Source organism: Agrobacterium sp. OT33 (assembly GCF_017313365.1).
Taxonomy (GTDB): Bacteria; Pseudomonadota; Alphaproteobacteria; order Rhizobiales; family Rhizobiaceae; genus Agrobacterium; species Agrobacterium rhizogenes_A.
This window is the reverse complement of sequence record NZ_JAFLMZ010000001.1, coordinates 752785-775173: the sequence shown is the minus strand read 5'-3', so window position 1 is coordinate 775173 and position 22389 is coordinate 752785. Positions and strand designations below refer to the sequence as shown.

Sequence of the window (22389 nt, the reverse complement as noted above, 5' to 3'; positions counted from 1 at the left end):
AAAAAACTGCTATCACGATGAAAACAAACATGGAGGACACCTTGGAGACATTCCGGCTGGACGACAGGCTGGCGCGCGACAGCGTGCTGGTGACGCGTTTGGGACTATGTGAATTGCGTTTGCAAAATGACAGCCGGTGGCCCTGGCTGGTGCTGGTGCCGCAGCGAGACGATGTGAGCGAATTGTTCGATCTTACCCCGCTCGATCAGGCAATGCTGACATTCGAGACCAATCTCGTTGCCGCCGCGCTGAAGGAAATCACGGGGGCTACCAAGATCAATGTCGGCGCGCTGGGCAATATCGTCCGGCAGCTTCACGTCCACATTATCGCCCGCAACGAAGGCGACACCTGCTGGCCTGGCCCTATCTGGGGTCACGGTACGGCAGTGCCTTATGAGGCCGGCGAAAGGGAAAATTTGATGAAAAAAATCTCCGGCGCGCTCTGATGATTTCCATGACAATTTTTGAAACCACCGCCCCCCATCCCGAAGCAAGCCTGCTGACAGCCTTTTCCAAGAACGCCCTCGACCGTTTTGCCGAAAAGCGGACAGAAGAGTGTGTTGCCGATGCGCTGAAAGTAGACGGCACCCATATTTTTGCTTTCTCGGGTAACCGACTTGTCCTGAAGCACGACGATCAGGTCATCGATCCCCTGTTTTCGGCCTATGAGCTGGCTGAACTGCAGCCAGATTTCGACAATGCCGTCCTGCTCGGATATCGCGAAACCGGCGAGCCGAGAATTGCGGTGCCGGTTGCCGTGGCCGAGGATCAGCTGGCGAGCCATTACAAGCTGGCCGATGCCCGCACGCTTTATCGCGACCATCTTCTCGACGAGGAATTGTTGAGCGAGGTAGCGCAGGCCGTCAGCCTCACCCACTGGAATGCCGACAATCGCTTTTGTGGAAAGTGCGGCGGCACCATGGAACTGCGCATCGGCGGCTACAAGCGTATCTGTGCCGCCTGCAACCACACCATTTTTCCCCGCACTGATCCCGTCGTCATCATGATGACGATCGATATCGAGCGTGATCTTTGCCTGCTTGGCCGCGGTGCCCATTTCGCGCCGGGCATGTATTCGTGCCTTGCCGGCTTCGTCGAGCCGGGTGAAACGATCGAGCAGGCTGTCCGCCGCGAAACGCATGAGGAATCCGGCGTTGAAATCGGCCGCGTGCGTTATCATGCGTCGCAGCCCTGGCCGATGCCGCATACGCTGATGATCGGCTGTTATGCCGAGGCACTGTCTTTCGATATTGCCCGCGATGAGATCGAACTGGAGGATTGCCGCTGGTTCACACGGGCGGAAGTCGCCAAAATGCTGGAGACGGCGACGGGCGAAGGCTTTTCCGCGCCTCCAGGTGGGGCCATCGCGCATCGGCTGATGCGCGATTGGGTGGAATGGACGAAATAGTCGTGCTCGGCAGGCTCAGCTCTGGTTGAGCTTGCCACGCATCGCATGGCCTTTGTAGACGCCGAGAATGCGGACTTTTTCCGAGAAGAAGCGCAACTCATCCAGCGCATGCCGTACCGGCTCGTCATCCGGGTGGCCTTCGATATCGGCATAAAATTGCGTTGCCACGAATTTTCCGCCGAGCTGGTAGCTTTCCAGTTTCGTCATGTTGATGCCGTTGGTCGCAAAACCGCCCATGGCCTTGTAGAGCGCGGCCGGAATATTGCGAACGTTGAAGACGAAGGTGGTGACGACGATTTCGTCGCTCGACTGACGCTTGGCCCAGTTTTCCTCGCGGGAAAGCACCACGAATCGCGTGACGTTGTTTTCCGAATCCTCGACATTTTCAGCGAGAATATCGAGATCGTAGAGGTTGGCGGCAAGGCGCGGCGCAAGGGCCGCCATGCTGCGATCACCCTTCTCGGAAACCAGCCTCGCCGACCCTGCCGTATCACCGGCGATCACAGGCTTCCAGCCGTTCGAGCGGATGATCTTGCGGCACTGGCCCAGCGCATGGATATGGCTGTGGACGGTGCGGATTTCGTCTTTTTTCACACCTGGCATCACCATCAACTGGAAACGGATCGGCATGAAATATTCGCCGATGATGTGCAGGCGCGATTCCGGCAGCAGGTGATGAATATCGGCGACGCGGCCGGCGAGCGTATTCTCGATCGGGATCATGCCGAGATCGGCTTCGCCATTTTCAATGGCGTTGAAGGCATCCTCGAAAGTGGGGCATGGCAGAGGCTCCATATCCGGGAACATGTCGCGGCAGGCCATGTCGGAATTCGCGCCGAATTCGCCCTGAAAGGCAATGCGATTTGTGCTCAAGGTCATGGGTGTGTCCGTCAGAAGGTTCTGCTTGCAAGAATTTTGCGGGCTTTTTCCAGATCGTGCGGCGTGTCGACGCCGAGCGGCACGGAGCGGACGATTTCTGCATCGATGCGCATGCCTGCTTCCAGCGCGCGCAACTGTTCCAGTCGCTCGCGCATTTCCAGCGGCGAGGGGGGCAGGCTCACGAATGTCTCAAGCGCCGCGCGGCGATAGGTGTAAAGACCGATGTGATGATAGAGCGGCCCATCGCCATAAGGAGCCGTGGTGCGAGTGAAATAAAGCGCCCGTAACCGTGTTTCGGAAAGAGGGCTGCCGACGATTTTCACCACGTTCGGATTGGTTTTTTCTTCCTCGTCGATAATTTCCACCGTCAGCGTGGCAATATCGACGGCGGAATTTTCCAGCGGGCGCAACGATGCACGGATCGTCTCTGCCTCAATGGTTGGAAGATCGCCCTGCACGTTGATGATATATTCGGCCTTGCCATAGGGGTCGGCTTTTTGCAGCGCCTCGAAAATGCGGTCCGAGCCAGACTGGTGGTCGTTCCGCGTCATCATAACTTCGAAACCGGCATTTTGAACGGCAGAAAAAACCTGTTCGTCATCGACCGCTACGACGATCCGCTCCGCCCCGGCCTCACGTGCCCGTAGTGCCACCTGCACGATCATCGGCTTGCCGCCAATATCCGCAAGCGGTTTGCCCGGCAGGCGCGTGGACGCCATCCGGGCCGGTATGAGGACCACAGCTTTCTCGAAATCCCGATTCTTCATCCGACACCCTTCAAATCCCGCCCGAAAAGTGTCAAAACGTCACGGAGTGGGGACCATTATTCAAGTTGCGCAGGCTGTGCAAAAGCCATAGCTTTCGAGTAATTTCAAGATGCCCGGTTATATGGAGCGGATGCGAGGGAGCGCATATAGATGAATTCTTATGTAAATATGGGCGTTGGGGCGTTGCTGGGTACGGTTTTTGTCCTGATGTCGGTGTCAATTGCGTCTGAGGGCATTTTCCATGCGCCCGCGCCTGAAAAGGAAGGTTACGCCATTGCTGCTGCAGAAAGCGGCGGCGAAGCAGCCGGCGGAGAGGCCGCTGCCGCGGCGACGCCGATCGCGCAATTGCTTGCGAGTGCCGATGCCGCCAAGGGCGAGACGGTCTTCAAGAAGTGTACGAGCTGTCATACCGGAGAGAGTGGTGGTGCAAACAAGGTCGGCCCCAATCTCTTCGATATCGTCAACCGGCCGATCGCCAGCCACGAAGGTTTCAGCTATTCCGCAGGCATGAAGGATTTCTCCAAGGGCGGTTCCGTTCATTGGGATTACGATCATCTCAGCTACTTCCTCGAAGCTCCCAAGAAACACGTTCCCGGAACGGCCATGGGCTTTGCGGGTGTGAAGAAGGAAACGGAAAGAGCGGACCTGATCGCTTATCTGCGCACGCTGTCGGCAAACCCGGCACCGCTGCCGGATCCCGCCGCTGCTCCCGCGCCGACGAACTGACGCAAATGATGATTTCATAAAAAAGCCCGGCAGCGATGCCGGGCTTTTTATTCTGATGACGGATTTATTTTGAAAATTCAGAAGCCCTTGCCACCGCGCAATTCGGAAATCACCGTTCCGACCATGATCTTGATATCCAGCCAGACTGAAAAATTGTCGACATAATAAAGATCGGACACGATACGCGCCCGCGCCTTGTCGCTGCGATCCGTCGGGCCGCGAAGGCCCCGCATTTGCGCAAGGCCAGTGATACCCGGCCGCATCCGGTGTCGCATGTGATAATGGGGAACCAGTTCTTCATAGAGGCGGCCGGCCGCCAGCATGCCGATGGCGTGGCAGCGCGGACCCACCAGCGACATATCGCCCTTCAATACATTGATGAGCTGCGGCAATTCATCGATGTTCGTGCGGCGGAGAACGGCGCCGATGCGGGTTATCCGCGGATCGTTCTTCACCGTTTGCGCCACCCCGGTGGCGTCGCCCAGTTCCGCCCGCATCGAGCGAAATTTATAGACGCGGATTTTTCTCCCGTTCATGCCCCAGCGGACCTGCGAGAACAGGACCGGACCCCTGCTGTCAAGCTTGACCAGCAGTGCGACGGTCATCAACACGGGAGCGAGTGCGACAAGGGCGATGGACGCCCCTGCAATATCCATCGTTCTCTTGAGCGCGAACTGGCCGCGTAAAAACGCCGATGGGTTTTTTTCCGAAATGGAGGTCTGTATTTCCGCCGTTTCAAATGTGGCGGCGGCAGGATAGGGAGCGCCGTAAAAAACGGCATGCGATGAGCCTTTAGTACCCAGCATAATATGGAACCCTGAAAAGTTATTTTGAAACAAGAAAATTAATTTATATGAACAATTAATAATTCATTTACCCTAAAAAGTCACCCGAAATGTAGCCGCCTCCGTGCAAATGGCAATCTAGGGTTAATGGGCGCGCACGCATATGTTGCGTGCTTTGCACTGTCTCCGCTCATGGCTGCGGATGCGAAGAAGAAAGCCTTCGGAAAAGCGGGATTTTGCGGGTCGCTGCCATCTTGCCATTCGTGATGAAATCCGCCGGCCTTTACCCGATGCCGGTCAATTCCCCATCAGAATGTCAAGCAGCGTCGTCTGTTTGGGCCCTGACGGTCCGGGCTCCTGGCCGCCTATATCGGCCGGTGGCACGGGGCCATTACCGGCCTGATAGCCGGGTTCGATATCGCGGGAGGGAATATTCGCCGGCGGCATGGCCATGCCCGGCTGGTTCGGTGAAACAGGAGCGTCGGGATAGGCGCGGGTGTCCGCCGTTCCGCCACCCAGCGCATTGGAGATGATGTCGCCTATGGATGAGGGAGCGGGTTCCGGTGCCGGCTGCTGCATTTCGCCGAGCGGCGGTACGCCGCCTGCGCCGAGACCGAAGAGCGGCGAAGGCGAAAGCCCGGAATGGGCGGCGGTCATGAAATCCTTCCAGGCCCTTGCCGGAAGCCCACCGCCGGTAACCTTTTTCATCGAGGTGCCGTCGTCATTGCCGAACCAGACGCCCGTGGTCAGATTGCTTGTGTAGCCGACAAAGAGCGCGTCGCGGAAGGACTGGGTCGTGCCGGATTTTCCGGCCGCCTGCCAGCCTTGCAGGCGCGCGGCCTTGCCTGTGCCTTCGGTGATGACGCGCGACAACATGCCATTCATGGTCGCGGCAATCTCTTCACTCAGCACACGCGGCGGATTGTCGTATTTGTTTTCGTAAAGCACCTTGCCGTCGGCATCGGTGATGCGCTTGACGATATGCGGCGTTGCCTTGTAGCCACCATTCATGAAGGGAGCATAGGAAGCGGTCAGTTCCATCAGCGACACTTCCGAGGTGCCGAGCGCGATGGAGGCGTTGTTCTGCAGCTCCGATTCTATGCCCATGCGATGCGCCACCTGCGTCACCCGCTCGGGTCCGACTTCCATCACCAGCTGCGCGGCAATCGTGTTCAGCGAATTGGCGAGCGCGGTGGCGAGCGTCACCTCGCCGCGGAATTTCTTCTCGTAATTTTCCGGGGTCCAGTTGCCGATGCGCACCGGCGCATCGTTGCGGATGGTGTAGGGGGTCATCCCTGATTCGAGCGCGGCCACATAAACGAAGGGTTTGAATGCCGAACCGGGCTGACGTTTCGCCTTGGCTGCGCGGTTGAACTGGCTTTCGGCATAGTCCGCGCCGCCCACCACGACCCGGATCGCGCCGGTGCCGTCGATGGATACCAGCGCCGCCTGCGATGCGCCCTGCTTCTTGCCGTCACCCTGCAGCACATGGGTAAGCGCCTTTTCGGCATCGCGCTCGAGATTGGGGTCGATGGTCGTGTCGACAACGATGTCCTGCTTGACGTCGCCGACCAGACTGCGGACTTCCTCCAGCACCATATCGGCGGCGTAATGCTCGGCGCCGGACCAGAAACGTTTCGCCTTGGTCGGCGGTTGCGACATGGCGGTCTTGATCTCGTCATCGGTGATGAAGCCGACATCGCGCATGGATTGCAGCACCACCTGCGCCCGCTCTTCCGCCGCCTGCGGATCGCGCGCGGGTGAAAGGCGCGACGGCGCCTTGAGAAGCCCGGCAAGCATCGCCGCTTCGCCCAGATTGACGTCGCGTGCGGATTTGTTGAAGTAGCGTCGGGAAGCGGCCTCGACGCCATAGGCGTTGGACCCGAAATAGACGCGATTGAGATACATCGCGAGAATCTGGTCCTTGGTGAATTCATGCTCCAGCCAGAAGGACAAAAGCACTTCCTGCACCTTGCGTTCCAGCGTCCTGTCGGGTGAGAGGAACAGGTTTTTCGCCAGCTGCTGCGTCAGCGTCGAGCCGCCCTGCACGGTTCGCCCCGTCAGCACATTCGTTACAATGGCGCGGCCGAGACCGAGCGGATCGACGCCGAAATGTGAATAAAACCGGCGGTCCTCGATCGCCATGACGGCTTGCGGAATATAAGGCGACATGTCTTCCAGCGCGAGCGCTTCGCCGCCGGTGGTACCGCGATTGGCAAGCACGCTGCCATTGACCGAAACGATCTTCACATTCGGCGGACGTTCGGGAATGGACCAGCTGCTGGCGCTCGGCATGCGCGCGCCGTAATAGAGGACAAGGCCGGCAACGCCGATGCCGCCCCAGATGCCGAGGACGATGCACCAGTAGACAAGGGAACGGATGAAGCCCGTCGCGCCGCGGCCGGAGGAATTGCGGGTCCGCTTTTCCTTTTTCTGCGGTTTGGCGCGGCCGGTGGCAGCCTTCGGCTTCCTGACGGGCTGCTTTGTCGTCCCGCTGATGCGCTCGCTGGCATCCAGGCGCAGGTCATCACCGGATTCGTGGAAATCCCCGAAGGAAGGTTCTACCCGTTCGCGTGATTTGCCCTTGCCTGCCATTCAGCTGAAGTCGCTCCTATTCGCGAAACCGCACATGCCCGCGTGAGTTTCAGGCTTCTATGCCTGCGCGATCCTTAATCCAGGATGAAGAGTTTAAATGCGGCAATTTAAGGCGGGGTTAAGCCCTTGCCGGATCAAATCGGCGTCATTGGCAGACGTCGACCCATTGCGCACCCGTCAATTCAGCCATCACATCGGGGGCGATCCGTACCGCCGCATTGGTGGCGCCGGCCGCCGGAACCACCTCCTGATAATTCTTCAGAGATATGTCGCAAAACACCGGCAGGGGCGAGGGCAGGCCGAAAGGGCACACGCCACCAACGGGGTGGCTGGTCACGGAAACCACCTCTTCCGGTCCGAGCATGCGTGGCTTGGCGCCGAAATGATCGCGGAATTTCCGGTTGTCGAGCCGCTTGGTGCCGGCGGCGACAACGAGAAGAATGGTGTCGCCTGCCTTCAGGCAGATCGTTTTGGCGATCTGGTCGGGCTCGACGCCGTGCGCTTCGGCGGCCAGTGCCACCGTTGCGGAACTGGCTTCCGTTTCGATGACGGATACTTCCGGTGACTTCTCGGAGAAAAAGGCTCTGACGGATTCAATGGACATGCGTATTTATTAGGCGGTAAGCGACGCCTCTTCAAGACGTCACGAAACAGCTATGCATTATTTGCAATGCTGCGCTGCGATAGAATGTCTGTTTTTTAAGCGGCCATCCTGTATGTTCAAACCATCGAAGCGACGCACTCCTCCTCCCAGCGTCGCCCGATTGGACTGACAATACTCCTCCTCCCAATTGTCAGTCAGTTTCAAGAACCCGGCGCACCTCCTCCCGCGCCGGGTTTTTGCTGTTTAAGGCCCTGTTTCCAAGGGCTTTGGGGCGGCGGCGGCTCACAAAAATTGCCGCGTTTTTCAAAGAAACTTGACTTTTCGCCCTTGCCAACCTAGGTGTTCGCCCATCGATATTTGTTTGACGACCAGAGCTTCGGTACCTTTTCGGGTGCACACGACGATCTTTCCTTCAAATTCGACAAGAGACCGCACTGCTCGCAGTGCAAATACAATTGCCAACGGAAGGAAATCGTTATGGCGACTGGTACAGTAAAGTGGTTCAACGCAACCAAGGGCTACGGCTTCATTCAGCCTGACGACGGTTCGCAGGACGTATTCGTTCACATCTCCGCTGTTGAGCGCGCCGGTCTGACCGCCCTCAACGACGGCCAGAAGCTCTCCTACGAGCTGATGCAGGATCGTCGCTCGGGCAAGATGTCCGCAGGCAACCTCGTTGCTGCCTGATAAGCGCTTTGGCCTGTAAGGGTCATTCGCATGAATGGAAAGGCCGGATTTATCCGGCCTTTTTCTTTTGAAAGGTGCCCTGAGCGGGCAGGCCTTGAAAAGGCGGGATCGCATACCGATATAGGGTTCAACAGTGTTTCGGATGAAAACTGTCAGGCGGGCATTTTGAAGGTGCCGCTGTTATTGCGTTAACCAAAGATTAACCGAAGCAGCCGATCCTGATCGTGAAAGCAGTATCCACATGATGGATGCGCTCTGGAACATCAGACCGTTGAACGCTTTGACCACGGATGTACTGGCACTGACGAAAAACGGATGGAAAGGTCGGGCTTGCCCGGCCTTTTTGTTTTTGGTGGCCGAAAAACGAAAAAGGGAGGAGGAATCGGGTCACCGACGCCTCCTCTCCTTCTTCGTTATTTTGCCGCGAGGGCATCCAGAATCCGGACCCAGGAGCGAATGCCCTTATGGAAGGACTGGAGATCGTATTTTTCATTCGGCGAATGAATACGGTCGTCGGTCAGGCCGAAGCCGACAAGCAGCGAATCCATGCCCAGCATCTTCTGGAAATCGCCGACAATCGGGATCGAGCCACCCATGCCGATGACGACGGCAGGTTTCGGCCATTCTTCCGAGAGCGCATTTTTGGCCTTGGTCAGCACGGGCGAGTCGTAGGATAGCTGGATGGCCGGTGAACCGCCGTGTTCGTGGAACTCAACGGAGCAATCGGCCGGAATCTTCGAGCGCACATAGGCCCGGAAGCTCTCGCGGATGGCCGCAGGGTCCTGCTCGCCGACGAGACGGAAGGATACCTTGGCGGAGGCCTTTGCGGCGATCACGGTCTTGAAACCGTCGCCGGTATAGCCGCCGATAATGCCGTTGACTTCCGCCGTAGGACGCGCCCAGGTCTGCTCCAGCACGGAACGGCCCTTTTCGCCCGACGGAACCGAAAGGCCGACTTCACCGAGAAAGGCCTCGGCCGTGCGTCCCAGTGTCTCCCAGGAGGCCTTGATGTTAGCCGGGGTTTCTTCCACGCCGTCATAGAAGCCGGCAAGCGTGACCCGTCCAGTCTCGTCATGCAGTCCGGCGAGAATATCGGTCAGGATATGGATGGGGTTTGCCGCTGCCCCACCGAACAGACCGGAGTGCAGGTCGCGGTCGGCTGCGGTGATGACGATTTCTTCGCCGACCAGGCCGCGAAGGGCTGCGGCAATGGCGGGTGTATCCCGGTCCCACATGCCGGTATCGCACACCAGCGCATAATCGGCCTTCAGCTCATCCGCATTGGCTTCGAGGAAAGGCTTCAGCGAGGGCGAGCCGGATTCCTCTTCGCCTTCAAAGAGAATGGTGACACGCACCGGCAGGCCGCCATTGACAGCCTTGTAGGCCCGGCAGGCCTCGACGAAGGTCATGAGCTGGCCTTTGTCGTCCGCCGTTCCGCGTCCGGTGATTACCTGACGGCCGGCACCGATATCCTTGACGGCGGGCTCGAACGGATCGTTTTCCCAGAGATCGAGGGGATCGACCGGCTGCACGTCATAATGACCGTAAAAAAGCACATGCGGCGCATCTTCGCTGGCCGCATCGTGATGCGCCACCACCATCGGGTGGCCGGCCGTATCGCGAACGGAAGCCGTAAAACCGAGTGCGGAAAGCGTTCTGACCAGCCATTCCGCCGCCTTGCGGCATTCCGCCTTGTAGGCGGGGTCCGTGGAAATCGACGGAATGCGCACGAGTTCGAACAGCCGCTCGAGGCTGGAGGTGAGATTGCCGTCGGCCGTGGAAAGAATAGGGGAAACGTCTGTCATCGCTGATCCTGTCATGTCTGTCGTGACCCGGCGATAAGACGAAACATCCGGGCATCGCGCATCGCGGGAAACAAGGGGCCGGCGTGCCGTGAATCGGCAAACGCGCAGCCGCCGGAACGATAGAGCAGTTCAGGGAAAGTGCGAAGCCATAAACGCTATTTCGCTTTTTTTGCGCTTTCGATCGCCCGGCGCATATATTCCAGTAGAAGCTGCCGTTCGAAGCGCCGGAAATCCTTGAGTAGCAAGTCCTCGGTGGCCTCGGTGGCGGCAATGGCATTCGCCTCCAGGTCCCTGCCGCGCTGGGTCAGTTCGATGATCTGGGCGCGGCGGTCGCTCGGGTGGGATTTGCGGATGATCAGCCCGTCGCGTTCCATGCGGGAAAGCGTATTGGCGAGCGTTGCCTGTTCGACGTCGATCCTGTCAAGCAATTGCCGCTGCGTCAGGCCTTCCTCGTGCCAGAGCTCGATGAGGATGGGGAATTGTCCCGGCGAGAAGCCGAGTGCTGCGGCTCTCTTTTGCAGCGTCATGGTGAATTCCCTCGCCATTTTGGTGGCAAGATAGATCGCCGATTCGTCTCGGGAAAAGCCCATTCTTCCGTCCATGAAGTATTGTGGCCAGCGCCGGCCGGCATCTTGATAGTGCGATATATATCGCATGGTATGTTTGGGCCAGCCCGAAACCCTGCGCAAAACAAAACCGCCATGGCCGGGAGGGGTCGGCCATGGCGGTCATATTGGAGGACAAAGGCCCGGAGAGGGGGAAAGGCCTTTGTCCGGTCTGACGCGGCGGGGGACGAGCCAGCTATCAGACTACGGCGTGATCAGGCGCCGTCCTCTAAGAAATGTGTCTGCAAATGCGGCTTTTCAAGGGAAGCACGGATTACAAATCGGTAACGTTCAGGTGAATTTGACGCGCTCCCGCGGCGGCCCTGTTTCCTGCGCTTTGCGGTGTGTTGTGCGAAGTTTCTGTGGACGTCAAAACGGCCCCGCGCTATCCATGCTACCCATGAAAAAAGGCGATCATCTTTTCCTCGTTGACGGTTCCGGTTTCATTTTCCGGGCCTTCCATGCCATCCCGCCGCTGAACCGCAAGTCGGACGGGCTGCCGGTCAACGCCGTTTCCGGCTTCTGCAACATGTTGTGGAAGCTCCTGAAGGATGCGCGCAATACCGATGTCGGCGTGACGCCCACCCATTTTGCGGTGATTTTTGACTATTCGTCGAAAACCTTCCGCAACGAGCTTTACGATCTCTACAAGGCCAACCGCACCGCGCCGCCGGAAGATCTGGTGCCGCAATTCGGTCTGATCCGCGAGGCGACGCGCGCCTTCAATCTCCCGTGCATCGAGACGGAAGGCTTTGAGGCGGATGACATCATTGCCACCTATGCCCGGCAGGCCGAGGCGATCGGCGCTGACGTCACCATCATCTCTTCCGACAAGGATCTGATGCAGCTCGTCACGGCCAATGTGCATATGTACGACGCCATGAAGGACAAGCAGATCGGCATCCCCGACGTCATCGAAAAATGGGGCGTCGGCCCGGAAAAGATGATCGACCTTCAGGCAATGACCGGCGATTCCACCGACAATGTCCCGGGCATTCCCGGTATCGGCCCGAAGACGGCGGCGCAGTTGCTGGAGGAATATGGCGATCTCGATACGCTGCTGGCGCGGGCAGCTGAAATCAAGCAGCAGAAGCGCCGGGAAAATATCATCGCCAATGCCGATCTTGCCCGTCTTTCCAGGCAGCTCGTGGCGCTCAGGACCGATGTGCCGCTGGAGCAGTCTCTTGAGGCACTGGTGCTTGAACCGCAGAACGGCCCGAAACTCATCGCTTTCCTGAAAGCGATGGAGTTCACGACGCTGACCCGCCGCGTTGCGGAGGCGACCGAAACCGACGCGTCCGCCATCGACCCGGCCAATGTGCCGGTGCAATGGGGTGCCGATGCCCATGGTCCCGACCTCGATGCGCCGGCCGCTGCCGGCAAGGCTGGTGAGGTTGCCGCCGACGCAACGGGTGTTTCGGCTTCGGTTGCCGCTCCGGCACGCAAGCTGTCCGGGGAAGGCAGCACACCTGCCGATCTCGCCGCAGCACGTCAGGCGCTTTTTTCAGCCGCCAGGATTGATACGAGCGCCTACACGACCATCAGGGACCTCGCGACACTGGACCGCTGGATTGCGGCAGCCCGTGAAACAGGTGTCGTTGCATTCGATACGGAAACGACTTCGCTTGATCCGATGCAGGCGGAACTTGTCGGTTTTTCGCTGGCGATTGCCGATAATGGCAAGGATGCTTCGGGCACCGATATCCGCGCGGCCTACATTCCTTTGACGCACAAGACCGGTTCGGGTGGTGATCTTTTCAGCGATGGCATCAGGCTCGCCGAAGGGCAGGTGCCGTTTACCGAGGCGCTGGAGCGTCTGAAGAACCTTCTTGAGGACCCGGCGGTTTTGAAAATCGCCCAGAACCTCAAATATGACTATCTGCTGATGAAACGCCACGGCGTCGTTATGCAGAGTTTCGACGACACGATGCTGATTTCCTACGTGCTTGAAGCCGGTAAGGCCACGCATGGCATGGATTCGCTGTCCGAACGCTGGCTCGGCCACACGCCGATCGCTTACAAGGACGTGGCGGGGTCGGGCAAGTCGAGCGTCACCTTCGATTTCGTCGATATCGACAAAGCGACGGCTTATGCGGCGGAAGACGCGGATGTCACCTTAAGGCTGTGGATGGCCCTGAAACCCAGGCTCGCCGCCGAGCGTCTGACCAGCGTGTATGAGCGGCTGGAGCGTCCGCTTGTGCCGGTTCTGGCGCATATGGAAGAACGCGGCATCACCGTCGACCGGCAAATCCTCTCGCGCCTTTCCGGCGAACTCGCCCAGAAGGCCGCGTCCTTCGAAGAGGAAATCTACGAGCTGGCGGGCGAGCGTTTTAACGTGGGGTCGCCAAAGCAGCTCGGCGATATCCTGTTCGGCAAGATGGGCTTGCCCGGTGGCTCAAAAACCAAGACCGGCCAATGGTCGACATCGGCGCAGGTTCTGGAGGATCTGGCGGCGGAAGGTGCCGAACTGCCGCGCAAGATCGTTGACTGGCGGCAGCTGACCAAGCTGAAGTCGACCTATACGGATGCGCTGCCCGGTTATATTCATCCCGAGACGAAGCGGGTGCATACATCCTACGCGCTTGCCTCCACGACCACGGGGCGGCTGTCGTCCTCGGAACCGAACCTTCAGAATATTCCGGTTCGCACGGCGGAAGGCCGCAAGATCCGCACGGCTTTCATTTCCACGCCCGGTCACAAGCTTCTGTCTGCCGACTATAGCCAGATCGAACTGCGCGTACTGGCCCATGTCGCCGATATTCCGCAGCTGCGCAACGCTTTCGAAAACGGCATCGACATTCATGCGATGACGGCATCCGAAATGTTCGGCGTGCCGGTGGAAGGCATGCCATCGGAGGTGCGCCGCCGCGCCAAGGCCATCAACTTCGGCATCATCTACGGCATTTCCGCCTTTGGCCTTGCCAACCAGCTGAGCATCGCCCGCTCGGAGGCGAGTGATTATATCAAGAAATATTTCGAGCGTTTTCCCGGCATTCGCGATTACATGGAAGCGACCAAGGCTTTCGCCCGCGAGAATGGCTATGTCGAGACGATCTTTGGTCGCCGCGCCCATTATCCGGAAATTCGTTCTTCCAACCCTTCCGTGAAAGCCTTCAACGAGCGCGCGGCCATCAATGCGCCGATCCAGGGTTCGGCCGCCGATATCATCCGCCGTGCCATGGTTCGCATCGAGCCGGCGCTGGAAGCGGAGAAGCTTTCCGCCCGCATGCTTTTGCAGGTACATGACGAACTCATCTTCGAAGTTGAGGAAGCGGAAATCGAAAAGACTTTGCCGGTGGTGGTTTCTGTCATGGAAAATGCCGCCATGCCGGCGATTTCCATGAAGGTGCCGTTGCAGGTGGATGCGCGTGCGGCCGATAATTGGGACGAGGCGCATTGACCGGTCGTTAGACCAGCGGATGTCATTGCATTGTTGCGTGCGGAAGCTAGGGGAAACCTCTCACAAGGAGTTCCCCGATGCACGCCCCGCTCGTCTCGAAAGATCTCGACTATATTTCCGCCACTAATCACGATCAGCCGCCGCGCCATCTCGGCAGCCGCTTCAACGCGGATGGCGAGTTTCTGTCCGACTCGGGCAACACGGTCGTCTGCCATCTTGTCGAGGGATCGCAGACTGAAAAGGCGATTATTGCGACCCGCCAGCGTTTTCTAGATATGGCCGAGGCGCCGCAGCTCGCCTTCACTCCTATTTCCAGCCTGCACATGACGGTATTCCAAGGTGTCAACGATTTGCGGCGCACGCTTCCCTATTGGTCGAGTGAAATGCCGCTCGATGCGTCGGTCGATGCGATGACGGACTACTATCGCGACCGTCTTTCCGCCTTTCCAGCTTTGCCGGCCTTCAACATGCAGGTTACGGGCCTGCGCCCGGTGGGGCTGGTGATGAAGGGTGCAACCGCCGAGGACGATCGGATCGTGGCTCTCTGGCGGGATACATTCGCCGATTTCTTCGGTTACCGACATACTGATCATGACACTTACGAATTTCACATCACCCTGTCCTACATCATCCGCTGGTTCGAGCCGGAGTGCCTGCCGCGCTGGCAGGCGATGCTCGACGAGGAACTGGAAAAGCTGCGCGCCGTAGCGCCGGTCATAGAGATGCGGCCGCCAGCTTTCTGTGAATTTAAGGACATGAACCACTTCAAGGAGCTTGCCGTTTTCGATAAGGCGTGAGGTATGATGTGCGATGCCTGAGGGCAGCCCGTCGCACCAATTCCGCTGAATCGGAAAAAATGCGCGTCAGGGCTGGTCAAAGCCCGTTTGGGCATGTATAAGCGCGCCAAATTTCCGATATCGAGACATCCGACATTCGGCCTTTGGTTCTGGCCGGTTCCGTTGTTTCGCCGCTTAAGTGGAGTAACACAAATGGCTGTACCAAAAAGAAAAACAAGCCCGTCCAAGCGCGGTATGCGCCGCTCGGCTGACGGTCTCAAGTCTGCAACCTACGTTGAAGACAAGAACTCCGGCGAACTGCGCCGCCCGCACCATATCGATCTGAAGACCGGTATGTATCGCGGCCGTCAGGTTCTGACGCCGAAGGAAAGCGCATAAGCTTTTCTGAAATCATCTTTGCAAAAACCGGCCCCCGTGGCCGGTTTTTTGTTTTCAGGACCGGCTGCCCACCTTTTCCGCTCACTTGGAAAATTCGGCCACTCCTCCTACACTCTTTCAGGGAGAGCAGGTTTGATGCCTGCAACAGGAGGGGAGCTTCGGTGAAATATCGCTGGATTTTATTGATGCTTCTCAGCCTCGGTCTCGGCTATGGTGCCGTAACGAGAGGTGGCGGCATCATAGCGGAGAGCTATTTCGGCGAAATGTCCGATCAGGGCCGCACGACGCTGCGACTGGCCGTCTCCGCTCTCGGTGGGCTTTTGAGCCGCTACGAACCGCTGCCCGCCTTGATCGCCGATCACGATGACATAGAGGAACTGGTCGCGCATCCGCAGGATGCGGCGCTGCGCCAGCGGGCCAATATCTATCTCAAATCCATCAACACCCTGCTGGAATCTTCCGATATCTACATCATCACGCTGGATGGAGAGACCATAGCCGCCAGCAATTATGATGGTCCGACCAGCTTCGTCGGCGAAAATTTCAGCTACCGCCCCTATTTTCAGGATGCTGCCAAGGGCTTCCAGTCGCGCTTCTTTGCGCTTGGCACCACCTCGCACAAGCGCGGTTACTATTTTTCCGCGCCGATCCTTTTTAATGAGGAGATCAAGGGCGTCATCGTCTTCAAGGTTGATATTGAAGGCATAGAAGCCTCTTTCGGCGATGGCGAGAACCGAATTCTGGTATCCGACCCGGAAGGGATCATCTTCATGACCGGAACGCCGCAGTGGCTTTATTCCGGCCTGATGCCGCTGACGCCGGAGAGGCTGGCGCGTACGGAGACATCCCGCCGTTATGCCAATGCCGCGCTGAAGGAGCTGCCGGTGAAAAACGGCAGTTTCGGCTCCCATCAACTGATGACGATCACCCAGAATGACGGTGAAAGGGAATATATGGTCCTGTCGCAGCCGATGCCGGATGCGGGCTGGACGGTCAGCGTGTTGATGGATACGGGCTCATTGCGCACCCAGGTGAAGACGGCGATGATCGCGATCATCCTGTGCCTGTGTCTCGCTGCCGCCCTCATCGCCGCCATGCTGCAACGGCGTCGTCGTCTGCGCGAACGCCTGACCCATCAGGCCGAGGCGCAGGCGGAACTGGAGCGCCGCGTGGAGGAGCGCACGGCCGATCTGGCGCGGGTGAACCAGGAGATCGAACACGAGATCGCTGAACGCCGCCAGACGGAAAAACAGTTGCGCAAGATGCAGAACGATCTGGTGCAGGCGGGCAAGCTTGCGGCACTGGGGCAGATGTCGGCGGCGCTGTCGCACGAGTTCAACCAGCCGCTTGCCGCCGCCAAGAATTATGCCGAAAACGCCTCGCTTCTCGTGGAGCGCGGGCGGCTGGAGGAGGTAACGGAAAATCTCAGACGCATTTCGGGTCTTATCGACCGTATGGCGTCCATCAGCAAGCATCTGAGGAATTTCGCCCGCAAGCCCAACGAAAAAATGGCGGCTGTGGGGCTGGATACCGTGCTTCGCGATACGCTCGAAATCGTCGGCCCGCGGCTGAAGGCCGCCAATGCGGTGCTGGATGTCGATCTCGGTCCGGTGCCGCTTGCGGTGAAGGCCGGGCCGGTGCGACTGCAGCAGGTGCTTGTCAACATCATCTCCAATGCCGCCGATGCCGTGGAAGGGCGCGAGGATCGCCGCATTGCGCTGCAGGCCGTGCAGCAAGGCCAGACGGTGTCGATTTTCATCCGGGACCGTGGCCCCGGCGTACCGCCGGCGATCTCCGAGCGTATCTTCGATCCATTTTTCACCACCAAGGGTGTCGGGCGCGGCCTTGGCCTCGGCCTTTCCATCTCCTATAACATCATCAAGGATTTCGGCGGCCAGCTGCGTGTCCGAAACCATGACGAGGGCGGGGCGGAATTCGAGATCGAATTACCAGCCGCCATCTGGCGCATGGAGGCGGCTGCGGAATGACCATGTCGCGGGTTCTGTTGATCGATGACGAGGAAGAGCTGCGCTTTTCCACCGCGCAGGCGCTGGAGCTTTCCGGTTTCGCCGTCACCATGCTGGCGAGCGCCGAACATGCGCTGGAACTTATCGGTTACAGCTTCGACGGCGTTGTGGTGAGTGATATCCGCATGCCCGGTATGGATGGCATGACGCTGCTGCAGAAGGTGCGAGAGCTTGATGCGGAGATACCTGTCATCCTGATGACGGGCCATGGCGATGTGCAGCTGGCGGTCAACGCCATGCGCAACGGCGCCTATGATTTCATCGAGAAGCCGTTCACACCGCAATATCTCGCCGGCATCATCAAAAGGGCCAATGACCGGCGGGCGCTGGTGCTGGAAAACCGCCGCCTGAAGGCGGTGGCCGGCAAGCACGACGATCTCGAAACGCGCCTGCCCGGCAGAACCCAGATCATGGTCGATCTGCGGTATCGTATCCGCGCCATCGGCGCGACCGATGCCGATACGCTGATTGTCGGCGATACCGGTGCCGGCAAGGAGGTGGTGGCGCGGGCGCTGCATGATATCAGCGCCAGAGCCAACCGACCTTTTGTCGCGATCAATTGTGCCGCTCTTCCGCAGACGCTGATCGAAAGCGAGTTGTTCGGCCATGAGGCCGGTGCTTTTCCGGGTGCGCTGCGCCCGCGCTACGGCAAGTTCGAGCACGCCCGTGGCGGTACCATCCTGCTGGATGAGATCGGCTCCATGCCGTTCGAATTGCAGGGCCGCTTCCTGCGCGTGTTGCAGGAGCGGGTGATTACCCGTCTCGGCTCGAATGAAACGGTCGAACTCGATGTCCGCTTCATCGCCACCAGCAAGGTCGATCTGGAGCAGGAGGTTGCCGCAGGCCGGTTTCGCGCCGATCTTCTCTATCGCCTGAACGTGGCGACGATCCTCGTGCCCTCCCTGTCACAGCGCAGCGCTGACATACCGCTGCTCTTCCTGCATCTGGTGCGGGAAGCCGCCGCCCGTTACGGAAGGGAAGATATGGACGTGCCACAGCAATTGCTTTCTTCCGTTTCGTTACGGGAATGGCCCGGCAATGTGCGGGAATTGCGCAATGCGGCGGACCGTTTCGTTCTGGGCCTGGAAAGTGATGCTTCCGAAACGTCGCCGCCGTTTCAGGACGACGGCCTGGCAGGGCTTGCCACACGGGTCGCAGCCTATGAGAAGAGCCTGATCGCGCGTGCGATCGCCGCCCATGGCGGCAATCTGAAATCCGTCTACGAGAGTCTCGGCATTTCCCGCAAAACGCTCTACGAAAAAATGCAGAAATACGAGCTGCATCGGCATATGACAGAGGTGTAGATGGGTGGATTTCCACCCATGGATGAGGCTCTATGGGTCGAAATCCACCCATTGCCATTCGTGATGGCGATAAAAGCGCGCCTCCCGGCAAGACCATCGTTGCTGAACGACAATCCCGGATCGCAAATAGCTTACCCCGGTCGCCATGGAGGAGCATGCGCGGCTGAAGTGGCGAACATTTTCATCCGGGAGGAATCGATGAAAATACTGAAGACAGTCACCGGCCTTGCTGCCGCCGCTGCCGTTTCCCTTTTTGCGCTGTCGGCATCCGCTCAGAATTATCCCGAGCGCAACATCACCATGGTGGTGCCCTTCGCTGCCGGCGGTCCGACGGATACGGTCGCACGCCTCGTCGCTGAATCCATGTCGAAGGACCTTGGCCAGCAGATCATCGTTGAAAATGTCGGCGGCGCGGGTGGCACGCTGGGTGCCGGCCGTGTGGCATCGGCCGATCCGGATGGTTATACCGTCCTTCTCCACCACATCGGCATGGCCACCAGCGCGACGCTCTACCGCAAGCTCGCCTATGACACGCTGAACGCTTTCGAATATGTCGGTCTCGTCACCGAAGTGCCGATGACCATCCTGTCGCGCAAGAACCTCGAGACGACGGATCTGAAAGGTCTCATCGATTATGCCAAGGCGAACAAGGACAAGGTCACCGTCGCCAATGCCGGCATCGGTGCGGCATCGCATCTGTGCGGCATGCTGTTCATGAGCGCCATCGAGACGCCGCTGGTCACCGTTCCCTACAAGGGCACCGGTCCGGCCATGACCGATCTGCTCGGCGGCCAGGTCGACATCATGTGCGACCAGACCACCAACACCACCAAGCAGATCCAGGGCGGCACCGTGAAAGCCTATGCGGTTACCACGGCCAAGCGGCTCGACGTGCTACCGGATGTGCCGACGGTTGTCGAAGCGGGTCTGCCGAAGCTCGAGGTTGGCATCTGGCACGGCATCTATACGCCCAAGGGCACGCCTGCTGAAATCAACGAAAAACTCTCCAAGTCGCTACAGGTTGCGCTGAAGGACAAGAACGTCGCGGCTCGTTTTGCCGAACTCGGCACCACGCCCTCGTCGGAAAGCGATGCGACGCCCGCGGCACTCAAGGCCAAGCTTGAAAGCGAAATCGCCCGCTGGAAGCCGGTGATCGAAGCTGCCGGCCAATATGCCGACTGATGGACTCGGAATGACCGGCGGTATCGCGCCGCCGGTCGACCGTGATCATTTTAACAGGCGGACCGGTGTGATGCCGGCCGCGGTGGAGGGGCATCTTTCATGAAGTCGTTATTTAATGACCCTGCCGAGGCAGTCTGCGGGGCAATTTTCATGGGACTTGGCGTCTTTTTCGCCTTGCAGTCTTATGGGCTGGAGATCGGAACCGCCTTTCGCATGGGGCCGGGCTATTTCCCGCTCGTCCTGGCAATCATCCTGATCCTGCTCGGTGGCATCATATTTCTGCGCTCAGCCCGCCCGGCCGGGGAGGGTATCGGAGCGATCGCCTGGCGGGGCATATTCTTCATCCTGCCCGCGCCAATCTTTTTCGGCTTCACTGTCCGGGGGCTTGGTTTCGTGCCGGCGCTTTTTTTCAGTGCCCTCATCGCAGCCTTCGCCTCCCACAAGATGAGCCCACTCATGGCGGTCATTCTTTCCGCGGCCATCACGGTCTTTTCCGTCGCTGTTTTCAATTACGGTCTCGGCCTGCCATTCCAGCGCTTCGGCCCCTGGCTTAAATTTTGAGGTGCTGCGATGGATTTGCTCGATAATCTCGCTCTCGGTTTCGTCACGGCATCTTCGCTGGCAAACCTGTTCTTCTGCCTGATCGGCGTGCTGCTCGGCACCCTGATCGGTGTGCTGCCCGGTATCGGCGCCACCGCGACCATCGCCATGCTGCTGCCGATCACCTTTCAGCTCGAGCCCGTCTCGTCGCTGATCATGCTCGCCGGCATTTATTACGGCGCGCAATATGGCGGCTCGACCACGGCCATCCTGATCAATATGCCCGGCGAATCGTCCTCCGCCGTTACCGCCATCGATGGGTATCAGATGGCACGCAAGGGCAAGGCGGGCGCCGCACTCGCCATTGCCGCCATCGGCTCGTTTTTTGCCGGCACGGTGTCCACCTTCCTCGTGGCAATCTTCGCCCCGCCTCTCACGGCAATTGCGCTGGAATTCGGCGCGGCGGAATATTTCTCGCTGATGGTCGTCGGCCTTGTTTCGTCGATCGCGCTTGCCCATGGCTCCATCGTCAAGGCGCTCGCCATGGTCGTGCTCGGTCTGCTGCTGGGCTTGGTCGGCACCGACATCTATAGCGGCACACCACGCTTCACCCTCGGCATCCGTGAATATGCTGACGGTCTGAATTTCGTGGCGGTGGCGGTGGGTGTCTTCGGTATCGCCGAAATCCTGCGAAACCTCGAAAACGAGCGCACCCGCTCGGTGCTGATTGCCAAGGTCAGCGGCCTGATGCCCACCCGCGAGGATTTCAGGAAAATGATCGCCCCGGTACTGCGCGGCACGGCCATCGGTTCGGCCCTTGGCATCCTGCCGGGCGGCGGCGCCATTCTCGCGGCCTTTGCCTCCTACACCGTGGAAAAACGCGTCTCCAAGAACCCGGAAGAGTTCGGGCATGGCGCGGTGGCCGGTGTGGCCGGTCCGGAATCGGCCAACAATGCCGGCGCCCAGACCTCGTTCATCCCGCTGCTCACGCTCGGCATCCCCGCCAATCCGGTAATGGCGCTGATGATCGGCGCGATGATCATTCAGGGCATCGTGCCGGGTCCGAACGTCGCGACCGAACAGCCGGCGTTGTTCTGGGGCATCATCGCCTCCATGTGGATCGGCAACCTGATGCTCGTCATCCTCAACCTGCCTTTGATCGGGCTTTGGGTTAAGCTCCTGACGGTGCCTTATTACGTGCTGTTCCCCATCATCATGGCTTTCTGCGCCATCGGGGTCTACAGCGTCAATTCCAACGTCTTTGACCTCTATGCCGTCGCCTTCTTCGGCTTCATCGGTTACGTGCTGGTGAAGCTGCGCTGCGAGCCCGCCCCGTTGCTCCTGGGTTTCGTGCTCGGGCCGCTGCTGGAGGAGAACCTGCGTCGCGCCATGATCCTGTCGCGTGGCGATCCGTCCACTTTCGTCACCCGGCCGATCAGCGCCACCCTGCTTTTTATTGCGCTTGCGGTGTTGATCGTCGTTTTCCTGCCCAGCGTGAAGAAAAAACGCGAAGAGGTTTTCGTAGAAGAAGACTGAGCAATATCAGACTCCGGATGCCGGCGATGGAAACATCGCCGGCTTTTTCCGTTTCGGGGTCAGCCATGACGAATTCGCTTCACGAAAGCGGCATATGGTTGACTTGTGCGCTTTTAGGCCCAAGGAAGGGCTGGAAAGAGAGGTCGATATGACGTCGGAAACCGAAAAACGGATCATCGCGCTCGAGGAGACGGTCGCGCACCAGGTGAAGGTGATAGAAGAACTGTCCGACCAGCTGGCGGAGCAGTGGAAGGTCGTGGAGCAGACTCGCGCCAAGCTCGACCGCTTGACCGAGAGGTTCCTGAGCCTTGAGGAGCAATCGCTGGAAGCGCCGTCCATCACCCGGCCGCCGCATTATTGACAG

The 22389-nt window shown here is 59.1% G+C and carries 20 protein-coding genes; 13 read left to right on the top strand and 7 right to left on the bottom strand.

Annotation, left to right across the window (positions count from 1 at the left end):
• Positions 1-17 precede the first annotated feature (17 nt).
• Both JZX88_RS03815 and nudC read left to right on the top strand, forming a co-directional pair.
• Complete coding sequence (locus JZX88_RS03815) at positions 18-446, top strand: HIT domain-containing protein (protein WP_174030242.1); 429 nt, start codon at positions 18-20, stop codon at positions 444-446.
• Positions 446-1408, top strand: coding sequence for an NAD(+) diphosphatase (gene nudC, locus JZX88_RS03810; RefSeq protein WP_142855129.1), 963 nt, complete (start codon positions 446-448; stop codon positions 1406-1408). The genes JZX88_RS03815 and nudC overlap by 1 nt, the downstream gene beginning before the upstream one ends.
• Positions 1409-1423: 15 nt before the next feature.
• Here the strand turns inward: nudC and JZX88_RS03805 are convergent, their stop codons facing one another.
• Both JZX88_RS03805 and JZX88_RS03800 read right to left on the bottom strand, forming a co-directional pair.
• Entirely contained in the window at positions 1424-2287 is an 864-nt protein-coding gene (locus JZX88_RS03805; RefSeq protein ID WP_206912584.1) for a prephenate dehydratase, read from the bottom strand.
• A gap of 11 nt (positions 2288-2298) precedes the next feature.
• Positions 2299-3054, bottom strand: a complete 756-nt coding sequence (locus JZX88_RS03800) for a 3-deoxy-manno-octulosonate cytidylyltransferase (protein WP_065114505.1) — start codon at positions 3052-3054, stop codon at positions 2299-2301.
• Between the two features lie 150 nt (positions 3055-3204).
• Here JZX88_RS03800 and JZX88_RS03795 point away from each other — a divergent pair, with 150 nt between their 5' ends.
• Entirely contained in the window at positions 3205-3780 is a 576-nt protein-coding gene (locus JZX88_RS03795) for a cytochrome c family protein (protein ID WP_065114506.1), read from the top strand.
• Positions 3781-3857: 77 nt separating this feature from the next.
• Here JZX88_RS03795 and JZX88_RS03790 read toward each other — a convergent pair whose 3' ends face one another.
• The 3 genes from JZX88_RS03790 to JZX88_RS03780 form a co-directional block, all read right to left on the bottom strand.
• Complete coding sequence (locus JZX88_RS03790; protein WP_142855131.1) at positions 3858-4586, bottom strand: sugar transferase; 729 nt, start codon at positions 4584-4586, stop codon at positions 3858-3860.
• Positions 4587-4862: 276 nt separating this feature from the next.
• Positions 4863-7160 carry a transglycosylase domain-containing protein gene (locus JZX88_RS03785; protein ID WP_206912581.1) on the bottom strand — a complete coding sequence of 766 codons (2298 nt, stop codon included), beginning with the start codon at positions 7158-7160 and terminating at the stop codon, positions 4863-4865.
• Between the two features lie 145 nt (positions 7161-7305).
• The gene (locus JZX88_RS03780) at positions 7306-7764 is read right to left on the bottom strand and encodes a YbaK/EbsC family protein (RefSeq protein ID WP_065114509.1); all 459 of its coding nucleotides are present in this window, start codon (positions 7762-7764) and stop codon (positions 7306-7308) included.
• 477 nt (positions 7765-8241) lie between these two features.
• On the opposite strand from JZX88_RS03780, the gene JZX88_RS26415 reads away from it, so the two are divergent.
• On the top strand, positions 8242-8451 hold the full coding sequence (locus tag JZX88_RS26415; RefSeq protein ID WP_003492998.1) for a cold-shock protein: 210 nt from the start codon (positions 8242-8244) through the stop codon (positions 8449-8451).
• Between the two features lie 413 nt (positions 8452-8864).
• Here the strand turns inward: JZX88_RS26415 and JZX88_RS03770 are convergent, their stop codons facing one another.
• Together JZX88_RS03770 and JZX88_RS03765 are read right to left on the bottom strand one after the other, a co-directional pair.
• A complete protein-coding gene (locus JZX88_RS03770; RefSeq protein WP_206912579.1) occupies positions 8865-10256 on the bottom strand; it encodes a dipeptidase in 1392 nt (463 codons plus the stop codon).
• A 155-nt stretch (positions 10257-10411) separates the two neighbouring features.
• Entirely contained in the window at positions 10412-10846 is a 435-nt protein-coding gene (locus JZX88_RS03765; RefSeq protein ID WP_206912577.1) for a MarR family winged helix-turn-helix transcriptional regulator, read from the bottom strand.
• 415 nt (positions 10847-11261) lie between these two features.
• Here JZX88_RS03765 and polA point away from each other — a divergent pair, with 415 nt between their 5' ends.
• The 9 genes from polA to JZX88_RS03720 all read left to right on the top strand — a co-directional run bounded on the left by polA (position 11262) and on the right by JZX88_RS03720 (position 22386).
• Positions 11262-14261: a DNA polymerase I gene (polA, locus tag JZX88_RS03760; RefSeq protein ID WP_206912573.1), complete on the top strand. Its 3000-nt coding sequence runs from the start codon at positions 11262-11264 to the stop codon at positions 14259-14261.
• A 77-nt stretch (positions 14262-14338) separates the two neighbouring features.
• Positions 14339-15058 (top strand): DUF1868 domain-containing protein, encoded by a 720-nt coding sequence (locus JZX88_RS03755; RefSeq protein ID WP_206912570.1) that lies wholly within the window; start codon positions 14339-14341, stop codon positions 15056-15058.
• A 192-nt stretch (positions 15059-15250) separates the two neighbouring features.
• A complete protein-coding gene (gene rpmF / locus JZX88_RS03750) occupies positions 15251-15436 on the top strand; it encodes a 50S ribosomal protein L32 (RefSeq protein WP_003507205.1) in 186 nt (61 codons plus the stop codon).
• A 185-nt stretch (positions 15437-15621) separates the two neighbouring features.
• Positions 15622-17424, top strand: a complete 1803-nt coding sequence (locus JZX88_RS03745) for a sensor histidine kinase (protein WP_206912569.1) — start codon at positions 15622-15624, stop codon at positions 17422-17424.
• On the top strand, positions 17421-18767 hold the full coding sequence (locus JZX88_RS03740; RefSeq protein ID WP_065114515.1) for a sigma-54 dependent transcriptional regulator: 1347 nt from the start codon (positions 17421-17423) through the stop codon (positions 18765-18767). The genes JZX88_RS03745 and JZX88_RS03740 overlap by 4 nt, the downstream gene beginning before the upstream one ends.
• A gap of 198 nt (positions 18768-18965) precedes the next feature.
• A complete protein-coding gene (locus tag JZX88_RS03735; protein WP_065116088.1) occupies positions 18966-19949 on the top strand; it encodes a tripartite tricarboxylate transporter substrate-binding protein in 984 nt (327 codons plus the stop codon).
• A 99-nt stretch (positions 19950-20048) separates the two neighbouring features.
• Positions 20049-20510: a tripartite tricarboxylate transporter TctB family protein gene (locus JZX88_RS03730; protein ID WP_065114516.1), complete on the top strand. Its 462-nt coding sequence runs from the start codon at positions 20049-20051 to the stop codon at positions 20508-20510.
• A gap of 9 nt (positions 20511-20519) precedes the next feature.
• Positions 20520-22025, top strand: a complete 1506-nt coding sequence (locus JZX88_RS03725; RefSeq protein ID WP_065114517.1) for a tripartite tricarboxylate transporter permease — start codon at positions 20520-20522, stop codon at positions 22023-22025.
• A gap of 148 nt (positions 22026-22173) precedes the next feature.
• Complete coding sequence (locus JZX88_RS03720) at positions 22174-22386, top strand: SlyX family protein (protein ID WP_065114518.1); 213 nt, start codon at positions 22174-22176, stop codon at positions 22384-22386.
• Positions 22387-22389 lie beyond the last annotated feature (3 nt).